Source organism: Micromonospora sp. L32, from assembly GCF_052068055.1.
GTDB classification, from domain to species: Bacteria; Actinomycetota; Actinomycetes; order Mycobacteriales; family Micromonosporaceae; genus Micromonospora; species Micromonospora purpureochromogenes.
On the sequence record NZ_JBQHDD010000002.1, the window covers coordinates 590,795 to 604,478 of the forward strand.

15 protein-coding genes, 1 tRNA gene and 1 riboswitch are annotated in these 13,684 nt (G+C 70.2%); of the genes, 7 read left to right on the forward strand and 9 right to left on the reverse strand.

Annotated elements, in window-relative coordinates; translation table 11 throughout:
• Positions 1-10 precede the first annotated feature (10 nt).
• The 3 genes from ACTMTB_RS07425 to ACTMTB_RS07435 form a co-directional block, all read right to left on the reverse strand.
• Positions 11-1,063 (reverse strand): FUSC family protein, encoded by a 1,053-nt coding sequence (locus tag ACTMTB_RS07425; RefSeq protein WP_441143514.1) that lies wholly within the window; start codon positions 1,061-1,063, stop codon positions 11-13.
• 247 nt (positions 1,064-1,310) lie between these two features.
• Positions 1,311-2,327, reverse strand: coding sequence for a CU044_5270 family protein (locus ACTMTB_RS07430; protein WP_441143516.1), 1,017 nt, complete (start codon positions 2,325-2,327; stop codon positions 1,311-1,313).
• The gene (locus ACTMTB_RS07435; RefSeq protein WP_441143518.1) at positions 2,327-2,881 is read right to left on the reverse strand and encodes an RNA polymerase sigma factor; all 555 of its coding nucleotides are present in this window, start codon (positions 2,879-2,881) and stop codon (positions 2,327-2,329) included. Before ACTMTB_RS07435 ends, ACTMTB_RS07430 begins: the two co-directional genes overlap by 1 nt.
• Positions 2,882-3,132: 251 nt before the next feature.
• On the opposite strand from ACTMTB_RS07435, the gene ACTMTB_RS07440 reads away from it, so the two are divergent.
• The 5 genes from ACTMTB_RS07440 to ACTMTB_RS07460 all read left to right on the forward strand — a co-directional run bounded on the left by ACTMTB_RS07440 (position 3,133) and on the right by ACTMTB_RS07460 (position 6,033).
• Positions 3,133-3,411 carry a hypothetical protein gene (locus ACTMTB_RS07440; RefSeq protein ID WP_441143520.1) on the forward strand — a complete coding sequence of 93 codons (279 nt, stop codon included), beginning with the start codon at positions 3,133-3,135 and terminating at the stop codon, positions 3,409-3,411.
• Entirely contained in the window at positions 3,408-4,097 is a 690-nt protein-coding gene (locus ACTMTB_RS07445) for a hypothetical protein (RefSeq protein WP_441143522.1), read from the forward strand. The genes ACTMTB_RS07440 and ACTMTB_RS07445 overlap by 4 nt, the downstream gene beginning before the upstream one ends.
• 117 nt (positions 4,098-4,214) lie before the next feature.
• Positions 4,215-4,751: an alpha/beta hydrolase gene (locus ACTMTB_RS07450; RefSeq protein ID WP_441143524.1), complete on the forward strand. Its 537-nt coding sequence runs from the start codon at positions 4,215-4,217 to the stop codon at positions 4,749-4,751.
• Positions 4,752-5,075: 324 nt separating this feature from the next.
• Positions 5,076-5,624 (forward strand): GNAT family N-acetyltransferase, encoded by a 549-nt coding sequence (locus tag ACTMTB_RS07455; RefSeq protein WP_441143526.1) that lies wholly within the window; start codon positions 5,076-5,078, stop codon positions 5,622-5,624.
• A gap of 4 nt (positions 5,625-5,628) precedes the next feature.
• Positions 5,629-6,033: a tyrosine-type recombinase/integrase gene (locus ACTMTB_RS07460; protein WP_441143528.1), complete on the forward strand. Its 405-nt coding sequence runs from the start codon at positions 5,629-5,631 to the stop codon at positions 6,031-6,033.
• An 89-nt stretch (positions 6,034-6,122) separates the two neighbouring features.
• Here ACTMTB_RS07460 and ACTMTB_RS07465 read toward each other — a convergent pair.
• Positions 6,123-6,196, reverse strand: a tRNA-Gly gene (locus ACTMTB_RS07465).
• A 236-nt stretch (positions 6,197-6,432) separates the two neighbouring features.
• Between ACTMTB_RS07465 and ACTMTB_RS07470 the strand changes: the two genes are divergently transcribed.
• Positions 6,433-7,419 (forward strand): zinc metalloprotease, encoded by a 987-nt coding sequence (locus ACTMTB_RS07470; protein ID WP_441143530.1) that lies wholly within the window; start codon positions 6,433-6,435, stop codon positions 7,417-7,419.
• Positions 7,420-7,483: 64 nt separating this feature from the next.
• Here ACTMTB_RS07470 and ACTMTB_RS07475 read toward each other — a convergent pair whose 3' ends face one another.
• On the reverse strand, positions 7,484-8,050 hold the full coding sequence (locus ACTMTB_RS07475; RefSeq protein WP_441143532.1) for a pyridoxamine 5'-phosphate oxidase family protein: 567 nt from the start codon (positions 8,048-8,050) through the stop codon (positions 7,484-7,486).
• Between the two features lie 78 nt (positions 8,051-8,128).
• Here ACTMTB_RS07475 and dcd point away from each other — a divergent pair, with 78 nt between their 5' ends.
• Positions 8,129-8,707: a dCTP deaminase gene (gene dcd, locus ACTMTB_RS07480; RefSeq protein WP_154940849.1), complete on the forward strand. Its 579-nt coding sequence runs from the start codon at positions 8,129-8,131 to the stop codon at positions 8,705-8,707.
• Between the two features lie 43 nt (positions 8,708-8,750).
• Here the strand turns inward: dcd and ACTMTB_RS07485 are convergent, their stop codons facing one another.
• From ACTMTB_RS07485 to ACTMTB_RS07500, 4 genes are all read right to left on the reverse strand, one after another.
• Positions 8,751-9,791, reverse strand: a complete 1,041-nt coding sequence (locus ACTMTB_RS07485) for a C40 family peptidase (protein WP_441143534.1) — start codon at positions 9,789-9,791, stop codon at positions 8,751-8,753.
• Between the two features lie 12 nt (positions 9,792-9,803).
• Positions 9,804-9,940, reverse strand: a riboswitch (cyclic di-AMP (ydaO/yuaA leader).
• 148 nt (positions 9,941-10,088) lie between these two features.
• Positions 10,089-11,105, reverse strand: a complete 1,017-nt coding sequence (locus ACTMTB_RS07490; RefSeq protein ID WP_441143536.1) for an NlpC/P60 family protein — start codon at positions 11,103-11,105, stop codon at positions 10,089-10,091.
• A 163-nt stretch (positions 11,106-11,268) separates the two neighbouring features.
• Positions 11,269-12,273 (reverse strand): hemolysin family protein, encoded by a 1,005-nt coding sequence (locus ACTMTB_RS07495; RefSeq protein ID WP_441143538.1) that lies wholly within the window; start codon positions 12,271-12,273, stop codon positions 11,269-11,271.
• Complete coding sequence (locus ACTMTB_RS07500; RefSeq protein ID WP_441144021.1) at positions 12,266-13,573, reverse strand: hemolysin family protein; 1,308 nt, start codon at positions 13,571-13,573, stop codon at positions 12,266-12,268. Before ACTMTB_RS07500 ends, ACTMTB_RS07495 begins: the two co-directional genes overlap by 8 nt.
• Positions 13,574-13,684 lie beyond the last annotated feature (111 nt).

Consider the following 13,684-nt stretch of genomic DNA (forward strand, 5'->3'; position numbering starts at 1 on the left):
GCCTCTCTTCTCAACCGTGCCTTGTCAGACCTGCCTGCTCGTTGCCCTCGGCCTCGGGCAGTCCGGAGGCCTGCAGCAGCTCGCTGACGGCGGCGCGCAGCTGTGCCACGACGGCGTTCGCGGAGAACTCCAGACCTTCGGCGCAGGCCTCGTCGGCTTCCTCGATCGCCTGCAGTGCTCGGGCGCGCGTCGGCTCCGGCTCCCGTCCGGCGAGGAAGTCACGATGCAGCAGCCTGAGCGCCTCGCCGAGGTGCTCGATCGCGGCGGGAAGGCTGGCCGGCACCGACTCGCCTTCGCGGATGGTCGTCACGATCCACCGCATCATCTCGCGGCCGCTGGTGTAGACGTTGTCGAGGTGCTCGGCAGCGAACTGGTACCGGCGAATCATGCCCAACCGTCGCCTGCGCCAGGGTGAGAGGACGGCGACCTCTCGCGCTGCCTCAATCATTTCCGCAGTCTGCTGTCTCTGCGCCTGGCCTGTGGTGAAGGCGCGAGCGGCTTCGTCGGCCCGCGTGACGTCACGGCCGGCCAGGGCCTGCGCGGCGGCGGTGAGTTGATTGGCGAAGAGATCCGCGGTGGGACCGGCCGCGCGGCGCACGACGCGCAGCGGGTTGAGCGGCAGGATCAGCAGTGCCACCGCGAGGGCGGCAACGCCACCGACCAGAGCGCTTTCCGTTCTCGGCACCGCCAGATCCGGTCCCCCCGTCACCAGTCCCAGCAGCACCGCCGTGCTTCCTGCCTGTGCCATGGTGGCGCCGCCACCCCGGAACAGGACCGCCACCGAGATGGCCAGCGCCACGACCAGACCGGTTCGGGCCGGCCCTGTTCCGGTGAGCCGGATCAGCCAGTGCCCGACGAACGCGCCCACGACCACCCCGGCAAGGAGTTCACCCGACCGCCGGAGCCGGTGGCCGATGGCTCCCGCTATCACGCCGATCGCCACGGCGGGCGCGAACAACGGCTGCGCGTTGTCCAGGACAGTGTCGGTGACGAACCACGCCAGGCCGGCCGCCAGACCCGCCTGCATCGCCACGATCAGGTACGTGCGAAGTCGGTCGTACATCTCGCGGCCGCTTCGCCGCAGAGTCTCCCGAGGCGTACCCCGAACCGGGCCCCGCACATCCCACCTCCGAGAACCCATCGGCTCTCCGACATCGTCGTACGTCGGCGGAGCTCGGGTGACGAAGATCGGCAATCTGTCGCATCGTCGACGCGGGAGCCACCACTTCCGAGGCGCATGGCCCGTGGATGGCGTCGAGGTGACACCCGGACCGGGGCCACCCCGTAGAAGCGCCCCCGGCACCGGCATTTCAGTTGAGTCGATCGGTCCAGGCGGCGCTGAGGATCATCTGGTACGCGCTGATCCGTACCGGCGAGAGGGTCAGCCGCTCGTGAGCGAGCAGTTCCCCTGTGTTGGGGTCGAAGATCAGCAGGGACTGCGCGTTGTGGTCGCGGTCGTCGAAGGTGATGGCCACGCCCTTACGGCCGGCCCGATCGGTCACCTGACCGCGCCACCGGAACCCAGGTACGTCGGCGAGGACCCGCAGGATCTCGGCGCGTGTCCGACGCGGGACGACGTACCGCCCGTACACCGTGCTCACCTCCTTGCTGACCGCGCCGGCCCCGAACCTGACCTTGAGCAGCTCCGTCAACCGGGTCCGTTCCGACGGCAGCGGCGCGAGATCCAACGGCGGCAGCGGCACCCGGGCGGGCCCGGAAGCGGCGGGTGCCGCAGCCTTGAACTTGAGGTTGCGCTGCCAGTAGTCCCGGGACTCCTGGTCCGGATACTGCGGCTCAAGCTGGATCGTGACCTGCTCACCGGTCCCGTCGGCCGCCTGCCAGACCCTGGTCTCGTCCGCGAAAGCGACCTGGTAGCGACCGTCAGGAGACGCCATCACCGGATCGCCCCACGTCCTCGTGTGGTGGTACATGTACCGGCCGGTGCGGTTGTCGTACTCCGCGTCGACGAGCCTGCTCGCCAACGCGCGCAGTTGGCTCCCCGCATCACGGGCGCCGGAGCCGTACGCCACCGGCACGAGCACCAACCCCGGATCCGCCGCGGGCGGACTGGCGACCTCCGGGGCGTCCGGGCTGGACGTACCGAACGTCTGGGCGATTGCCGCGGCGCCGATCGCGACGGCCAGCGTCCCGGCCGTCAGAACCAGTCTGCGGGTGGGGCGTGTCGGACGGCGATGGGCGACCGGCTCGGCGACTGCCTCTGCGCGGTTGATCAGGTCGTGTGCCGACAGCCGGGGCGGTGCGATGGTGCTGTGCCGGGCCGGGTCAATCGGCTTGAGGAGGGTGCGCGTTCGCTCTTCTCCGAACATCACAGGGCCTTTCGAGGACTAGCCAGCACCGGCTGCTGCGCCGGTGATCCGGATCGGTACGACATCGCTTCGTTGAGGCGCCTACGGGCGCGGTGCAAGCGCACTGCGGCGGTGGTGCGGGTACAGCCAAGGACATGGGCGGCCTCGGAAACGGTCAACTCCTCCCAGCCGACCAACCGGAGGATTTCCTGGTCGAGATCGGCGAGGGTGGCCAGAGCGGCCTGGAGATCGGCTACTCCCACGGTCGCGTCGGCGCCGGACGATCCCGGTTTCTGCAGAAGGCCAGCGTCGGCAATCGGTAGTACGTCCGGCGCAGCTCTCCGAGCTCGCCATTCGTTCGCAAGCAGGCGCCGAGCCACCCCGTACAGCCAGGGCAGGCTGCGGTCCGGAACCTCGCGGCGGCGCCGCCAGGCGATGATGAACACCTCCTGAGCGAGTTCAGCCGCCGCGTTCAGATCGGCAAGGCGACGCTGGCCGTACTTCACGACCGGTCCGTACTCGGCGGCGTAGACCCTGGTGAACCAATCCTCATCGCGTTTTTCCGGTGGACCCATCCAAGACTCCCGCCTGGTTGACGAACTCCCACCCTGGCTTGTGTCACCACCGCTCCGATGATTACCGCCAACGACCCACCCCTCACGCAACGAACAACTCCCCCTGGGTAGCCGGATCGCCTGAGACAGGAGCACGAAGCGTTCGGGTCGTGGTTCGCGGCATGCCGCCGTTGGCCTGTCGACCCCTAGGTCGGCACGGAGCGGGCACGGCGCCGAGGCTCGTGGTCGTCGTGGGCTGAGAGACTGAGTGGGTGGGACTGGACAAGGGGACCGCAGCTCGGGTCGCCGAGGCACGCCTGGCGGAATGGCGACGCCTCGGCTATGCCGAGTGGCGTGCGCTCCTCGACGACAAAGAGCTACGCCAGGTCGTTGACCAGGACGGCCAGCGGTACAGCGTGGTCAGCTACGCCCTTGATGACGGCGACGGGCGTGTCCGCATGTCAGTAGCGGTGGACGATGGCGGCTGGTCCGCATTCGTCCCGCTGGTGCGAGGCGAGATCATGAATCCGGATGGCACCTTCCTCGCGTGACCACTTCACTCAGTTCGTCACACCCCCCAGGCAAGCTGGCCGCTACCGATCAACACCAGTGCAGCATCGGCCTCGCAAACCTGGAGGAAACCGTGGCGGTCACCGCCGATGATCTCGACGCAGCATTGTCCAGCGTTGTTGCCAGCCTACGACCAGCGACCGATCTGGACTGGTCCGCGCGGGCGGGCAGCCTGGATTGGGACTGCTGGCACACCGCCGAGCACATCGGTGATTGCCTGATGTCGTTCGCGGGTCAACTCGTGGCCCGGCCGGAGAAGCGGTTTGTGCGCTTCATGGCAACCGCCGACAAGGACGCTTCCGCGGAACAGGTACTGGAGTTCGCCGAGGCGGGTGGCCGTATCTTGGCAGCCACGGTACGCACGTCCGGACCGGCTGTTCGGGCCTACCACCCCACGGGTCAAGCCGATCCGGAGGGCTTCGCCGCGATGGGGTGCGTGGAGACGTTGCTGCACGGCGATGACATCGCGCAGGGCCTCGGTTTCGCCATCGATCCACCACGTGACGTGTGCGCCCGGGTACTCGCTCGGCTGTTTCCGGAAGCGGCGCAGGAACTGGCCAGGGTGGACCCGTGGGCGGCGCTGCGTTGGTCCACGGGCCGGATCGAGCTGCCAGGACGTCCCCAGCTGAAGGAATGGCGCTGGCGCGGTGCTCCGCTGGGCGAATGACCCCGAGGCGCGAATGCTGACACCGCGTTGTGGCCCGTGAATGGCCCGACGATGCCGCCCCTGTCGCACGCGGACTGCACGCTGGACCTGTCTTGACCGGTAAGTAAGGTCGTCCGCATGGCTGACGCTGTCGTGATTCCCGGCGCCTGGTTCGGGCCGGGCGCTCCCCTGCTGATGTATGCCGGCGATGTGGCGGAGCAGCGGGGCGCAACAGTACATCGGTACTCGTGGTCCCAGGAGTTTCCGAAGCCTGATCAGCCAGAAATCGAAAGCTGGGTTGGCGGTGAGATCGCTCCACTGATCGACACCATTGGCGGTCGCCCACTGCTGATCGGCAAGTCGCTCGGCACGAACGCGGCAGCGATTGCCGCCGAAAGATCCTTGCCCGCCGTGTGGCTCACGCCCTTGCTCACCCTGCCGTGGGTGGCTGATGCGTTGGGCCGCGCAACCGCGCCGTTCCTGCTCGTGGGTGGCACTGCCGACAAGCTATGGGACGGTGACATCGCCCGCCGGCTGTCGCCTCATGTGCTAGAGGTGGAAGGCGCGGACCACGGTATGTACGTACCCGGCCCGCTTACCGAGTCGATCGCGGTGCTCAGTCAGGTCGTGGTCGCCGTGGAGGAGTTCCTCGACGCTATTGGCTGGCCGAGCTAGTCACCTGGTCCCACATCGCTGCTGGTACCTAGAAGCGGATCTCCTCGTCGGGCGGCCGGCCCGACCGATGCCGGCCGGAGGTCGCCAGCAGGCCGGGGCCGGGCCGGCGCGGCTCGCTTGCGGGCCGCCTTGATCTGATAGAGCGGAATTCGGCAATGCGCGTGGCCGGTGCGTGGCCGGTGCAGTGTCCTCCGTCGACTGATGCGCGACAGTCGTCCGCCAACTGATCTGCGACATCGGAGCGCGGATCGCGGCAGAGGGCGAAGTCGTCGTGCCCCGGTGCGCCGTAGGGCGAGAGCCAGATCCATTGGTAGGTTGCCCGCCATGACCGAGCTCGGACCCGTCGCCTGGCCACCTGCCGCGATCAGGACCGAGCGGCTCGTGCTGCGTGAGTCCGAGGCCCGGGACCGTGCGGCGTTCATCGAGCTGTTCACCTCGCCGGAGGTGGGCACATACCTAGGCGGCCCTCGACCGCGTGATGAGTGCGAGCGCGCGTTGCCTGAGACGCCCGAGAGGCGCCCCGGCCTTTTCGTGATCGAGCTCGACGGAGCGATGATCGGCACCATCGAGCTCAACCGGCGCGATGCGGAGCGTCGGAGTCATGTCCGCCCGGATGCCGGGCAGGCCGAACTCGGCTACCTGCTCCTGCCAGAGGCATGGGGACACGGGTACGCCGCCGAGGCGTGCGCGGCGGCGCTCGGCTGGTTCGCCGACGCGCGTCCCGGCGAGCCGGTGGTGCTCTGCACCCAGACCGCCAACGACCGCTCGATGCGCCTCGCGGCGAAGCTGGGGTTCGCCGAGGTGCAACGGTACGAGGCGTGGGGGGCCGAACAGTGGATGGGCGTGTGGTCCCCGGTCACGCCGCCCGCTTGAGCTCGTGCCCGGCAGCACGAGGGAGCTACGAGGTCGCCGATCGGTCGTTGGCCTCGGCGGGTTCACGACGCCTTCGGGCCGGCCGGTCTGGCGCGGCAACCTCAACAAGGTCATCGGCTGGTCGGCGGTGTTCGGCAAGCTCGGCGTGCCGGGTCTGCACTTCCATGATCTGCGGCATACCGGTAACACGATCGCGGCGCGGACGGGCGCGAGCACCCGGGACCTGATGGCCCGGATGGGTCACGACTCGACGCAAGCGGCCGTGATCTATCAGCACGCCACCTCGGAGGCGGATCGGGCCATCGCCCAGGCGGTGAGCGACGCTGTGACGGCCGAGCCCAAGAAGGCCAAGAAGCCAGCCGCCGACCTCTCCGACAAGGCCAAGGGCAAGGGCAAGAAGCGTGGCTAGTGGCCCGTGGATGGCCCGCCGGGCGCTGCCGGCCGCAGCGACATCGAAGGCCCTGGCTGGGACTTGCGTCCTGACCAGGGCCTCGATCGTGGAGCGGGTGACGGGAATCGAACCCGCACTGTCAGCTTGGGAAGCTGATGTTCTGCCATTGAACTACACCCGCAAGCGGCACCACTGTACCTGAGGTGACCGCCGCCGTGCACCCAGGTACCCCCGGGCACGCCGACACCCTCGCCGCCGTGATCGATCTTGGACCCAACGTATTCACGTAGAGCTAAAAGTTTCACACCGGCAACATATGGCCGTTCTCAAATCTGTCGATCGGTTGTAACGTCACCCCCACGTTCTCGACCACGGTGTGACATACCCCCTGTCACGCCGCCAGAAAGAGGTGGGCCCATGGGACTCCGTCCCAACCTGCTGACCCGGCGTGCCGCCGGTGTCGCGTCGACGACCCTCGCGCTGCTGCTCAGCACCGCCGCGGTAGGCGTCGTCCCCGCTGCTTCCGCCTTCTCCGCCGCCCCGAGCGAGGTGTGCGCCGAGCCGGCCGACGTCCACTCGGACGCCCGGATCAAGAAGGGCGGGATCGCCAAGCACGAACCCAACGAGCTGACCGCCAAGCAGGTCCGCGAGCGCGAGGCCGACCTGGCCGCCGCGCTGCGCGAGCGGGCGAGCTTCCGGGCCGGCGCCCAAGCCGCCGCCCCGCTGGCCAGCGTCACCATCCCGGTCGTCGTGCACGTGATCCAGCGCGACAGCACCCGCGCCGGCGGCAACATCCCGGACTCGATGATCACCTCGCAGATCAGCGTGCTGAACCAGGCCTACGCGGGTGCCACCGGCGGCGCGGCCACGGCCTTCGGCTTCCAGCTGACGAAGATCAACCGGGTGACCAACCCGGCGTGGTACCCGATCGTGCAGGGCTCGTCGGCGGAGCGGTCGATGAAGACCTCCCTGCGCGAGGGCGGCAAGAACACGCTCAACGTCTACCTGGGTGAGCTGAGCGACGACCTGCTCGGCTGGGCGACCTTCCCGCAGCGGAAGCTGAACAGCATGGACGGCGTGGTCGTGCTGAGCGAGTCGCTGCCGGGCGGCACCGCCGCCAACTACAACCAGGGCGACACCGGCACCCACGAGGTCGGCCACTGGCTGAACCTCTACCACACCTTCCAGGGTGGATGCTCCGGCTCGGGTGACAGCGTCAGCGACACCCCGGCCGAGGCCTCGCCGGCGTTCCAGTGCCCGACCGGGCGGGACACCTGCGCCACGGCCGGCCTGGACCCGATCACCAACTTCATGGACTACACCTACGACTCGTGCATGTACCAGTTCACCGCTGGTCAGGCGAGCCGCATGCTGACCGCGTGGAACGCGTACCGCGCGGCGTAACACCCCAGCAGACGCCGATGCCGGCTCCGTCGGACCGACGGGGCCGGCATCGGCGTCTCGGCGGTCAGGCGGCGGGGCGGCGGGTGTCGAAACCGTGGCGGCCGCGGCGGGCCGGCCGCCGATCGGGTACGCCGGCAGCGTCGCCGCCGCGCTGGGCGGCGACCGGATCGAGCCAGACCTGGACGGCGGAGGACCCGTGGCCCTCGCCGGGCTGGCCGAGCCCGCCCTGGTCGCGGCGGGTCAGCATCGCCACGTCGACGCTGAACTCGAAGAGTCGCCAGTCGACCTGCGGCGCCGCCCGGCCGAGGCGGGCTACCCGGGCGACCCGGGCCGGGTCGGTGACCGGTTGCGCGCGACCGGCGACGTATGCCTCGTCGTCGGTCTCCTCCGGCGGGAACGAGTGCAACGCGTAGCGCCCGTCGCGTTCGAGGTCGCGCCGCTTGGGCGAGTCAACGACGAAGCAGAACAGACCCTCGTCGGTGATCACGGGGCAGACCGGGTGCACCCGGGGCCCACCGTCGGCGCGGACGGTGGCCAGGTAGCCGAAGCCCGGCCCGTACTGCTGCATGAGAAGGCGGATCCCGTCGGCGAGTCGGGGCTCGTCAGCGGCGAATTCGGACCAGGAAGCCATACGGACACCCTATCGAACATGTGTACGAACGCGTAGTCCGACACGCAGGTCACCCGGTCCGCTCGATATGGTGTGCCGATGCTGCTCTCCGACCGCGACCTGGTCTCCGAGATCAAGGCGGGCACGCTCGCGCTGGAGCCCTTCGAGCCCACGCTGGTGCAGCCGTCCAGCATCGACGTGCGGCTCGACAAGCTCTTCCGGGTCTTCAACAACCACCTGTACACGCACATCGACCCGGCGATCCAGCAGGACGAGCTCACCTCGATGGTCGAGGTGCCCGAGGGCGAGCCGTTCGTGCTGCACCCCGGTGAGTTCGTGCTCGCCTCCACGCTGGAGGTCATCTCGCTCGGCGACCAGCTCGCCGGGCGCCTGGAGGGCAAGAGCAGCCTGGGTCGGCTCGGCCTGCTCACCCACTCGACCGCCGGCTTCATCGACCCCGGCTTCTCCGGTCACGTGACGCTGGAGCTGTCGAACGTGGCGAACCTGCCGATCACGCTCTGGCCCGGGATGAAGATCGGCCAGCTCTGCATCTTCCGGCTCTCGTCCCCGGCCGAGCACCCGTACGGCTCCGCCGTCTACGGGTCGCGCTACCAGGGCCAGCGCGGGCCGACCCCGAGCCGCTCCTGGCAGAACTGGCGCACCTGGCCCACCCGCTGACGCCGGGCCGGGCCCCCGGAGCCCCCGGGAGCCCGGCGCGCGCTCAGCCCGGCCGGCCGTAGCTGTTGACCGGCCCGTCGTCGACCCGCTTCATCTTGACCGGCTGGCCGGCCTGGGAGGCGTGCACCACCCAGCCGCCGCCGACGTACATGCCGACGTGGTGCAGGTCGGCGTAGTAGAAGACCAGGTCGCCGGGGCGCAGGTCGGCCCGGCTGACCCGGGGGGTCACCTGGCGCTGCTGGCGGGCGTTGTGCGGCAGCGAGACACCGGCCTTCGCCCACGCCGCGAGCATCAGCCCGGAGCAGTCGTACGAGTTGGGGCCCTCGGCGCCCCAGACGTACGGCTTGCCGATCTGCGCGCAGGCGAACTTGACCGCCGTGCCGGCCGGGCCGCCGGGGTAGCCGGCCGGGCACGGGGCCGGGCGCAGTGCGCCTCCGCCACCGTTGCCGTACACCTTTAGCCGCAGTTTCTGCAGCCGGTCGATCTCGGCGTTGATCTGCTTCTTCTTCGCGGCGAGCTGGGCCTCGGTACGGGTCAGCTGGGCGACCATCTCGTCCAGCGGCGCCTTCTCCGCGGCCAGCTTGTCCCGCAGCTCCTTGACGACCCGCACGTCGCGCTGCTGGCGCTGGGCGAACCGGTCGAGCATTTCGAGCTGGTCGACCAGTTCGGCGGGGCTACTGCTGCCGAGCAGGGCGTTGACGGCGGAGACGTTCTCCCCCTTGTACGCCTCGGCGGCGAGGCCGGTGACCTGGTTCATCGCGAGGTCGACCTGGAGTTGCAGCGGCTCGATGCGCTTGGCCAGCGCGTCGGCCTGCCGGCGCTTGGCGGCCAGGTCCTGACGGGTGGCGTTGTGCTGCTCGATGATCGGTTCGAGCCTGTTCCAGTCCTGGTCGATCTGCCGCTCGATCTCGGCGACCGAGGGGTCGGCGTGGGCCGCCGTGGCAGCGCCGGTCAGTACGACGGCGGCACCGGCGAGGGCGGCGAGGACGGTGGTGAAGCGGGACCAGCGTGGGCGCGGCGCAGCCGTCAGCCGGGCGACCTGGGTCGACCGGTACGACGGTGGCCGCGGGGCATGGTGTGCCACCGGGCTCCGGGCTCCTTCTTCCGCGACCGCCTACCGGGTTAGCTGACGGGTTCGGGCGGGAAGGGAGCGCCCTACCGCAGTGGCTGCGGATTCACCCCGGCGTACCTGGGTCCCCGGCTCGCCCGCAGGCGACTCGGCGGTGCCGGCCACTGCCGCCCGGGTTGGACGGACCTGTCGCGGCCGACGAAGGACCAGAGTAGAGACGACCGTTATCGATCCGCAACCCGCCATGCCGTGCCGGGTCCCGGATACGCGGAACCCCCGGTCGGTCGACCGGGGGTTCGCGGCGGGCTCGGGTCAGTTCGGTCGTCGGAAGCCGGCGACCGGCATGTAGTCGACGCTGGTGACCTGGACCGGTTTGCCGGTCCGTGGCGCGTGCACCATCAGCCCGCTGCCCAGATAGAGACCCACGTGGTGCAGGTCGCTGTAGAAGAAGACCAGGTCGCCGGGGCGCGCCTCGGAGCGCGGGATGGCCCTGCCCTCGTTCCACTGGGCGCCGGTGTGGTGGGTCAGGTAGATGCCGGCGGCCTTGTAGGCGTACTGGGTGAGGCCGGAGCAGTCGAACGAGTCCGGCCCGTCGGCACCCCAGACGTACGGGTCACCGACCTGCTGACAGGCCACCCGGATAGCGGTCTGCGCGGCGGAACTCACCACGCCCTTGACGGTCGGGCAGCCGGCCACCTTGACGACGGTCTTCGGCATCGACGCCTGGAGCCGCTTGATCTCGGAGTTGATCTGCGCCCTCTTGGCGGCCAGCTCCTTCTCCTGCTTGACCTCCGCGGCGATCAGCGCGTCGAGCTTCTGCTTCTCGCTGTCGTACTTCTGCCGGGCGTTGATGACGACCTGGAGCTCCTTGCGTTCCTGCGCGGCGAGGCGGTCGAGGATGGTCAGCTGCTCGGTCAGGGTGCCCGGCTTGGCGCTGATCAGCAGCGCGCCGATGTCCTGCGAGGGGCCCGTCATGTAGTACCGGGAGGCGAGGTCGCCCACCCGGTTCATGGCCAGCTCGGTCTGCAGGGCCAGCGGCTGGATCTTCTTCTCCAGCTCCGCCGACTTCTTGCGGTTGACCTTGAGGTGCGCGCGGACCTTGTTGTACTGCTCGATGGTCGGCTCGAGCTGCTCCCACTGCTTGTCGATCGCCGCCTCGATCTCCTCCGGCGTGGGCGCGGCGTGCGCCGGCACGGCGAACATCCCGGCGCCGACGACCACGGCGGCGACCAGTGTGAGCAGGCGGCGGGCGATCCGGCGCAGGCCGGCGGGGTGAGTGGGCGGACGACCCTGGGCGTGACGATGAGGGGGCATGGTTGCCACCGGCACCGACTCCTTAACGACCGACCGCCGGGCGCCTCGCTGAGGGGAAGACGGAGGCAGACGACCCACAGCGGTCGGTGCCCCACATTAGGGAACCGTCCGTACGAATTCAAGGTGGGTCATTACAGCATCACGCCTGTGCAACCACCTGCACACAAAGGGTGTTCGCTCATTTTCCAACGACCGCTGTCAATACGTCGTCCAATGTCACCACGCCGAGGGGCCGGCGACCGTCGCTCACCAACACCATGTGCCGCCGCTCGCGCCGCATCGCCAGCAGCAAATCGGCCAGCGTACGGTCCGGCGGCACCACCGCCAGCGGTCGGTAGACGTCGGCGGGCACCGGGGCCCGGCGGGACGCCCCGGCGTACCCCAGGACGTCCTTGACGTGCACAAAGCCGAGCACCCGGCGGGTCGACCGCTGCACCACCGGGAAGCGGGACCGGCCCGTCCGGGTGGCCAGCACCTCCAGCGACGCCGGGGAGACGTCCTCGGCCACCGTGGTCACCGTCGACCAGGGTTGCAGGGCGTCCGCGGCGGTCCGCCGGTGCAGGGCCAGCGCCCCGGTGATGCGGGCGTGCTCCTCCGCGTCCAGCAGACCCTCGGTGCGCGCCTGCGACACCAGCCCGGCGAGTTCCTCGGCGGTGAACACCGTCTTCACCGCCTCGGTGGCCTCCACCCGCCACAGCCACAGCACCTGACGGGCCGCCCACTTCATCGCGACCAACAGCGGCTTGGTCGCCACGCAGAACGCCAGCATGGCCGGCCCGAGCCAGAGCGCGGACGGCTCCGGCCCGGCCAGGGTGATGTTCTTCGGCACCATCTCGCCGACCACGGTGTGCAGGAAGACCACCACCGCGAGGGCGATCAGGAACGACAGCGGGTGGATCGCCGAGTTCGGCAGTCCCAGCGCGTGGAACGCCGGTTCGATCAGGTGGGCCAGGGCGGGCTCGGCGATCGCCCCGAGCCCCAGCGAGCAGACCGTGATGCCGAGCTGCGCCCCGGCGATCATCAGCGGGATCTGGTTCATCGCCGACAGCGCCCAACGGGCCCGCCGGGAGGTCGCCGCGAGCGGCTCGACCACGGTACGGCGGGACGCGATCAGCGCGAACTCGCTGCCCACGAAGAACGCGTTGCCGAGCAGCAACGCCAGGGCGACCAGCAGCTCAGTCATCGCCGTCCGGCTCTTCCGGGCGCACGATGCGGACCTGCTCGATCCGGTGCCGCTCCACCTCGACCACGGTGAACTCGTACCCGGACTCCTCGACCGTCTCGCCGGGCACCGGGATGTGGCCCAGCCGCGCCATCAGGAACCCGGCCAGCGTCTCGTACGGGCCCTCGGGCAGCCGGAAGCCGGTCTGCTCGGCCAGCTCGTCCTCGCGGAGCACCCCGTCGAGCAGGACGGTCCGTTCGCCGCCCGGCACGGTCAGCTCGGCCGCGCCGGCGTCGTCCACCGCGTCCGGGTCGAACTCGTCGGCGATCTCGCCGACCAGCTCCTCGACCAGGTCCTCGATGGTGACCACGCCGTCGGTGCCGCCGTACTCGTCCACCACGATGGCCAGGTCGGCGCCGGCGTCCTTCAGCGCGGCCAGCACGCCGTCGAGGTCCAGGCTCTCCGGCACGTACACCGGTTCGCGGGCCACCGCCGCGACGGTGGTGGAGTCGCGGCGGGCCAGCGGCACCCCGAGCGCGTCCGGTACGCCGGCGACGCCGGTGACCAGGTCGAGGGTCTCCTCGTACACCGGGAAGCGGGTCCGTCCGGTCTGCCGGGACGCCTCCAGCAGTTCGGCCACGGTGGCGGTGGCCCGCAGCGCGATCACGTCGACCCGGGGGGTCATCGCCTCGGCGGCGCGCTTGTCGCCGAAGCGGATGGTGCGGCGCAGCAGCATGGCGATGTCCGGCGGCAGCGCACCGGCCCGGGCCGAGATGGCCGCCAGCAGCCCCAGTTCCTCCGGGGAGCGGGCGCTGGCCAGCTCCTCCTGCGGCTCCACGCCCAGCGCCCGGACCAGCCGGTTCGCCGACCCGTTCAGTGCCCGGATCAGCCAGCCGAAGGTCCGGGAGAAGCGGTGCATCGGCCCGGCGGTGGCCAGGGCGGCGGGCATCGGCCGGGCCAGCGCGAGGTTCTTCGGCACCAGCTCGCCGAAGAGCATCGAGAGCAGGGTGGCCAGCGCCAGGGCGAGCAGCGGGCCGAACCGTTCCGCCCCGCCCACCGGCCGCAGCACCGGGGTGAAGAGCCGGGCCAGCGCCGGCTCGGCGAGATAGCCGGTGAGCAGCGCGGTGAGCGTGATGCCGAGCTGCGCACCGGAGAGCTGGAAGGACAGGCCGCGCAGCGCCCGGCGTACCGTGGCCGCTGCGGCGTCCCCGGCGTCGGCGCGCCGGTCGATCTCCGCCCGGTCGACGGTGACCAGGGCGAATTCGGCCGCGACGAAGAACGCGTTGCCGGCGGTCAGCAGCACGAAGCCGACCAGGGGCAACAGCGTGCCGAGCAACAGGCCGTCGATGAGCGCGATTGTTCCACGGCCGCTCGCGGCGCACGAGTTCGCCCGAGGCGGCCCTGGTGGCCCGCGTCTCCTGAGCACGACGAC

What these genes read in the sequence shown, in the direction of transcription:
- ACTMTB_RS07425 (WP_441143514.1), bottom strand. Translation starts at nt 1,063, where the DNA reads ATGTACGACCGACTTCGCACGTACCTGATCGTGGCGATGCAGGCGGGT.
- ACTMTB_RS07430 (WP_441143516.1), bottom strand. Translation starts at nt 2,327, where the DNA reads ATGTTCGGAGAAGAGCGAACGCGCACCCTCCTCAAGCCGATTGACCCG.
- ACTMTB_RS07435 (WP_441143518.1), bottom strand. Translation starts at nt 2,881, where the DNA reads ATGGGTCCACCGGAAAAACGCGATGAGGATTGGTTCACCAGGGTCTAC.
- ACTMTB_RS07450 (WP_441143524.1), top strand. Translation starts at nt 4,215, where the DNA reads ATGGCTGACGCTGTCGTGATTCCCGGCGCCTGGTTCGGGCCGGGCGCT.
- ACTMTB_RS07455 (WP_441143526.1), top strand. Translation starts at nt 5,076, where the DNA reads ATGACCGAGCTCGGACCCGTCGCCTGGCCACCTGCCGCGATCAGGACC.
- ACTMTB_RS07470 (WP_441143530.1), top strand. Translation starts at nt 6,433, where the DNA reads ATGGGACTCCGTCCCAACCTGCTGACCCGGCGTGCCGCCGGTGTCGCG.
- ACTMTB_RS07475 (WP_441143532.1), bottom strand. Translation starts at nt 8,050, where the DNA reads ATGGCTTCCTGGTCCGAATTCGCCGCTGACGAGCCCCGACTCGCCGAC.
- dcd (WP_154940849.1), top strand. Translation starts at nt 8,129, where the DNA reads ATGCTGCTCTCCGACCGCGACCTGGTCTCCGAGATCAAGGCGGGCACG.
- ACTMTB_RS07495 (WP_441143538.1), bottom strand. Translation starts at nt 12,273, where the DNA reads ATGACTGAGCTGCTGGTCGCCCTGGCGTTGCTGCTCGGCAACGCGTTC.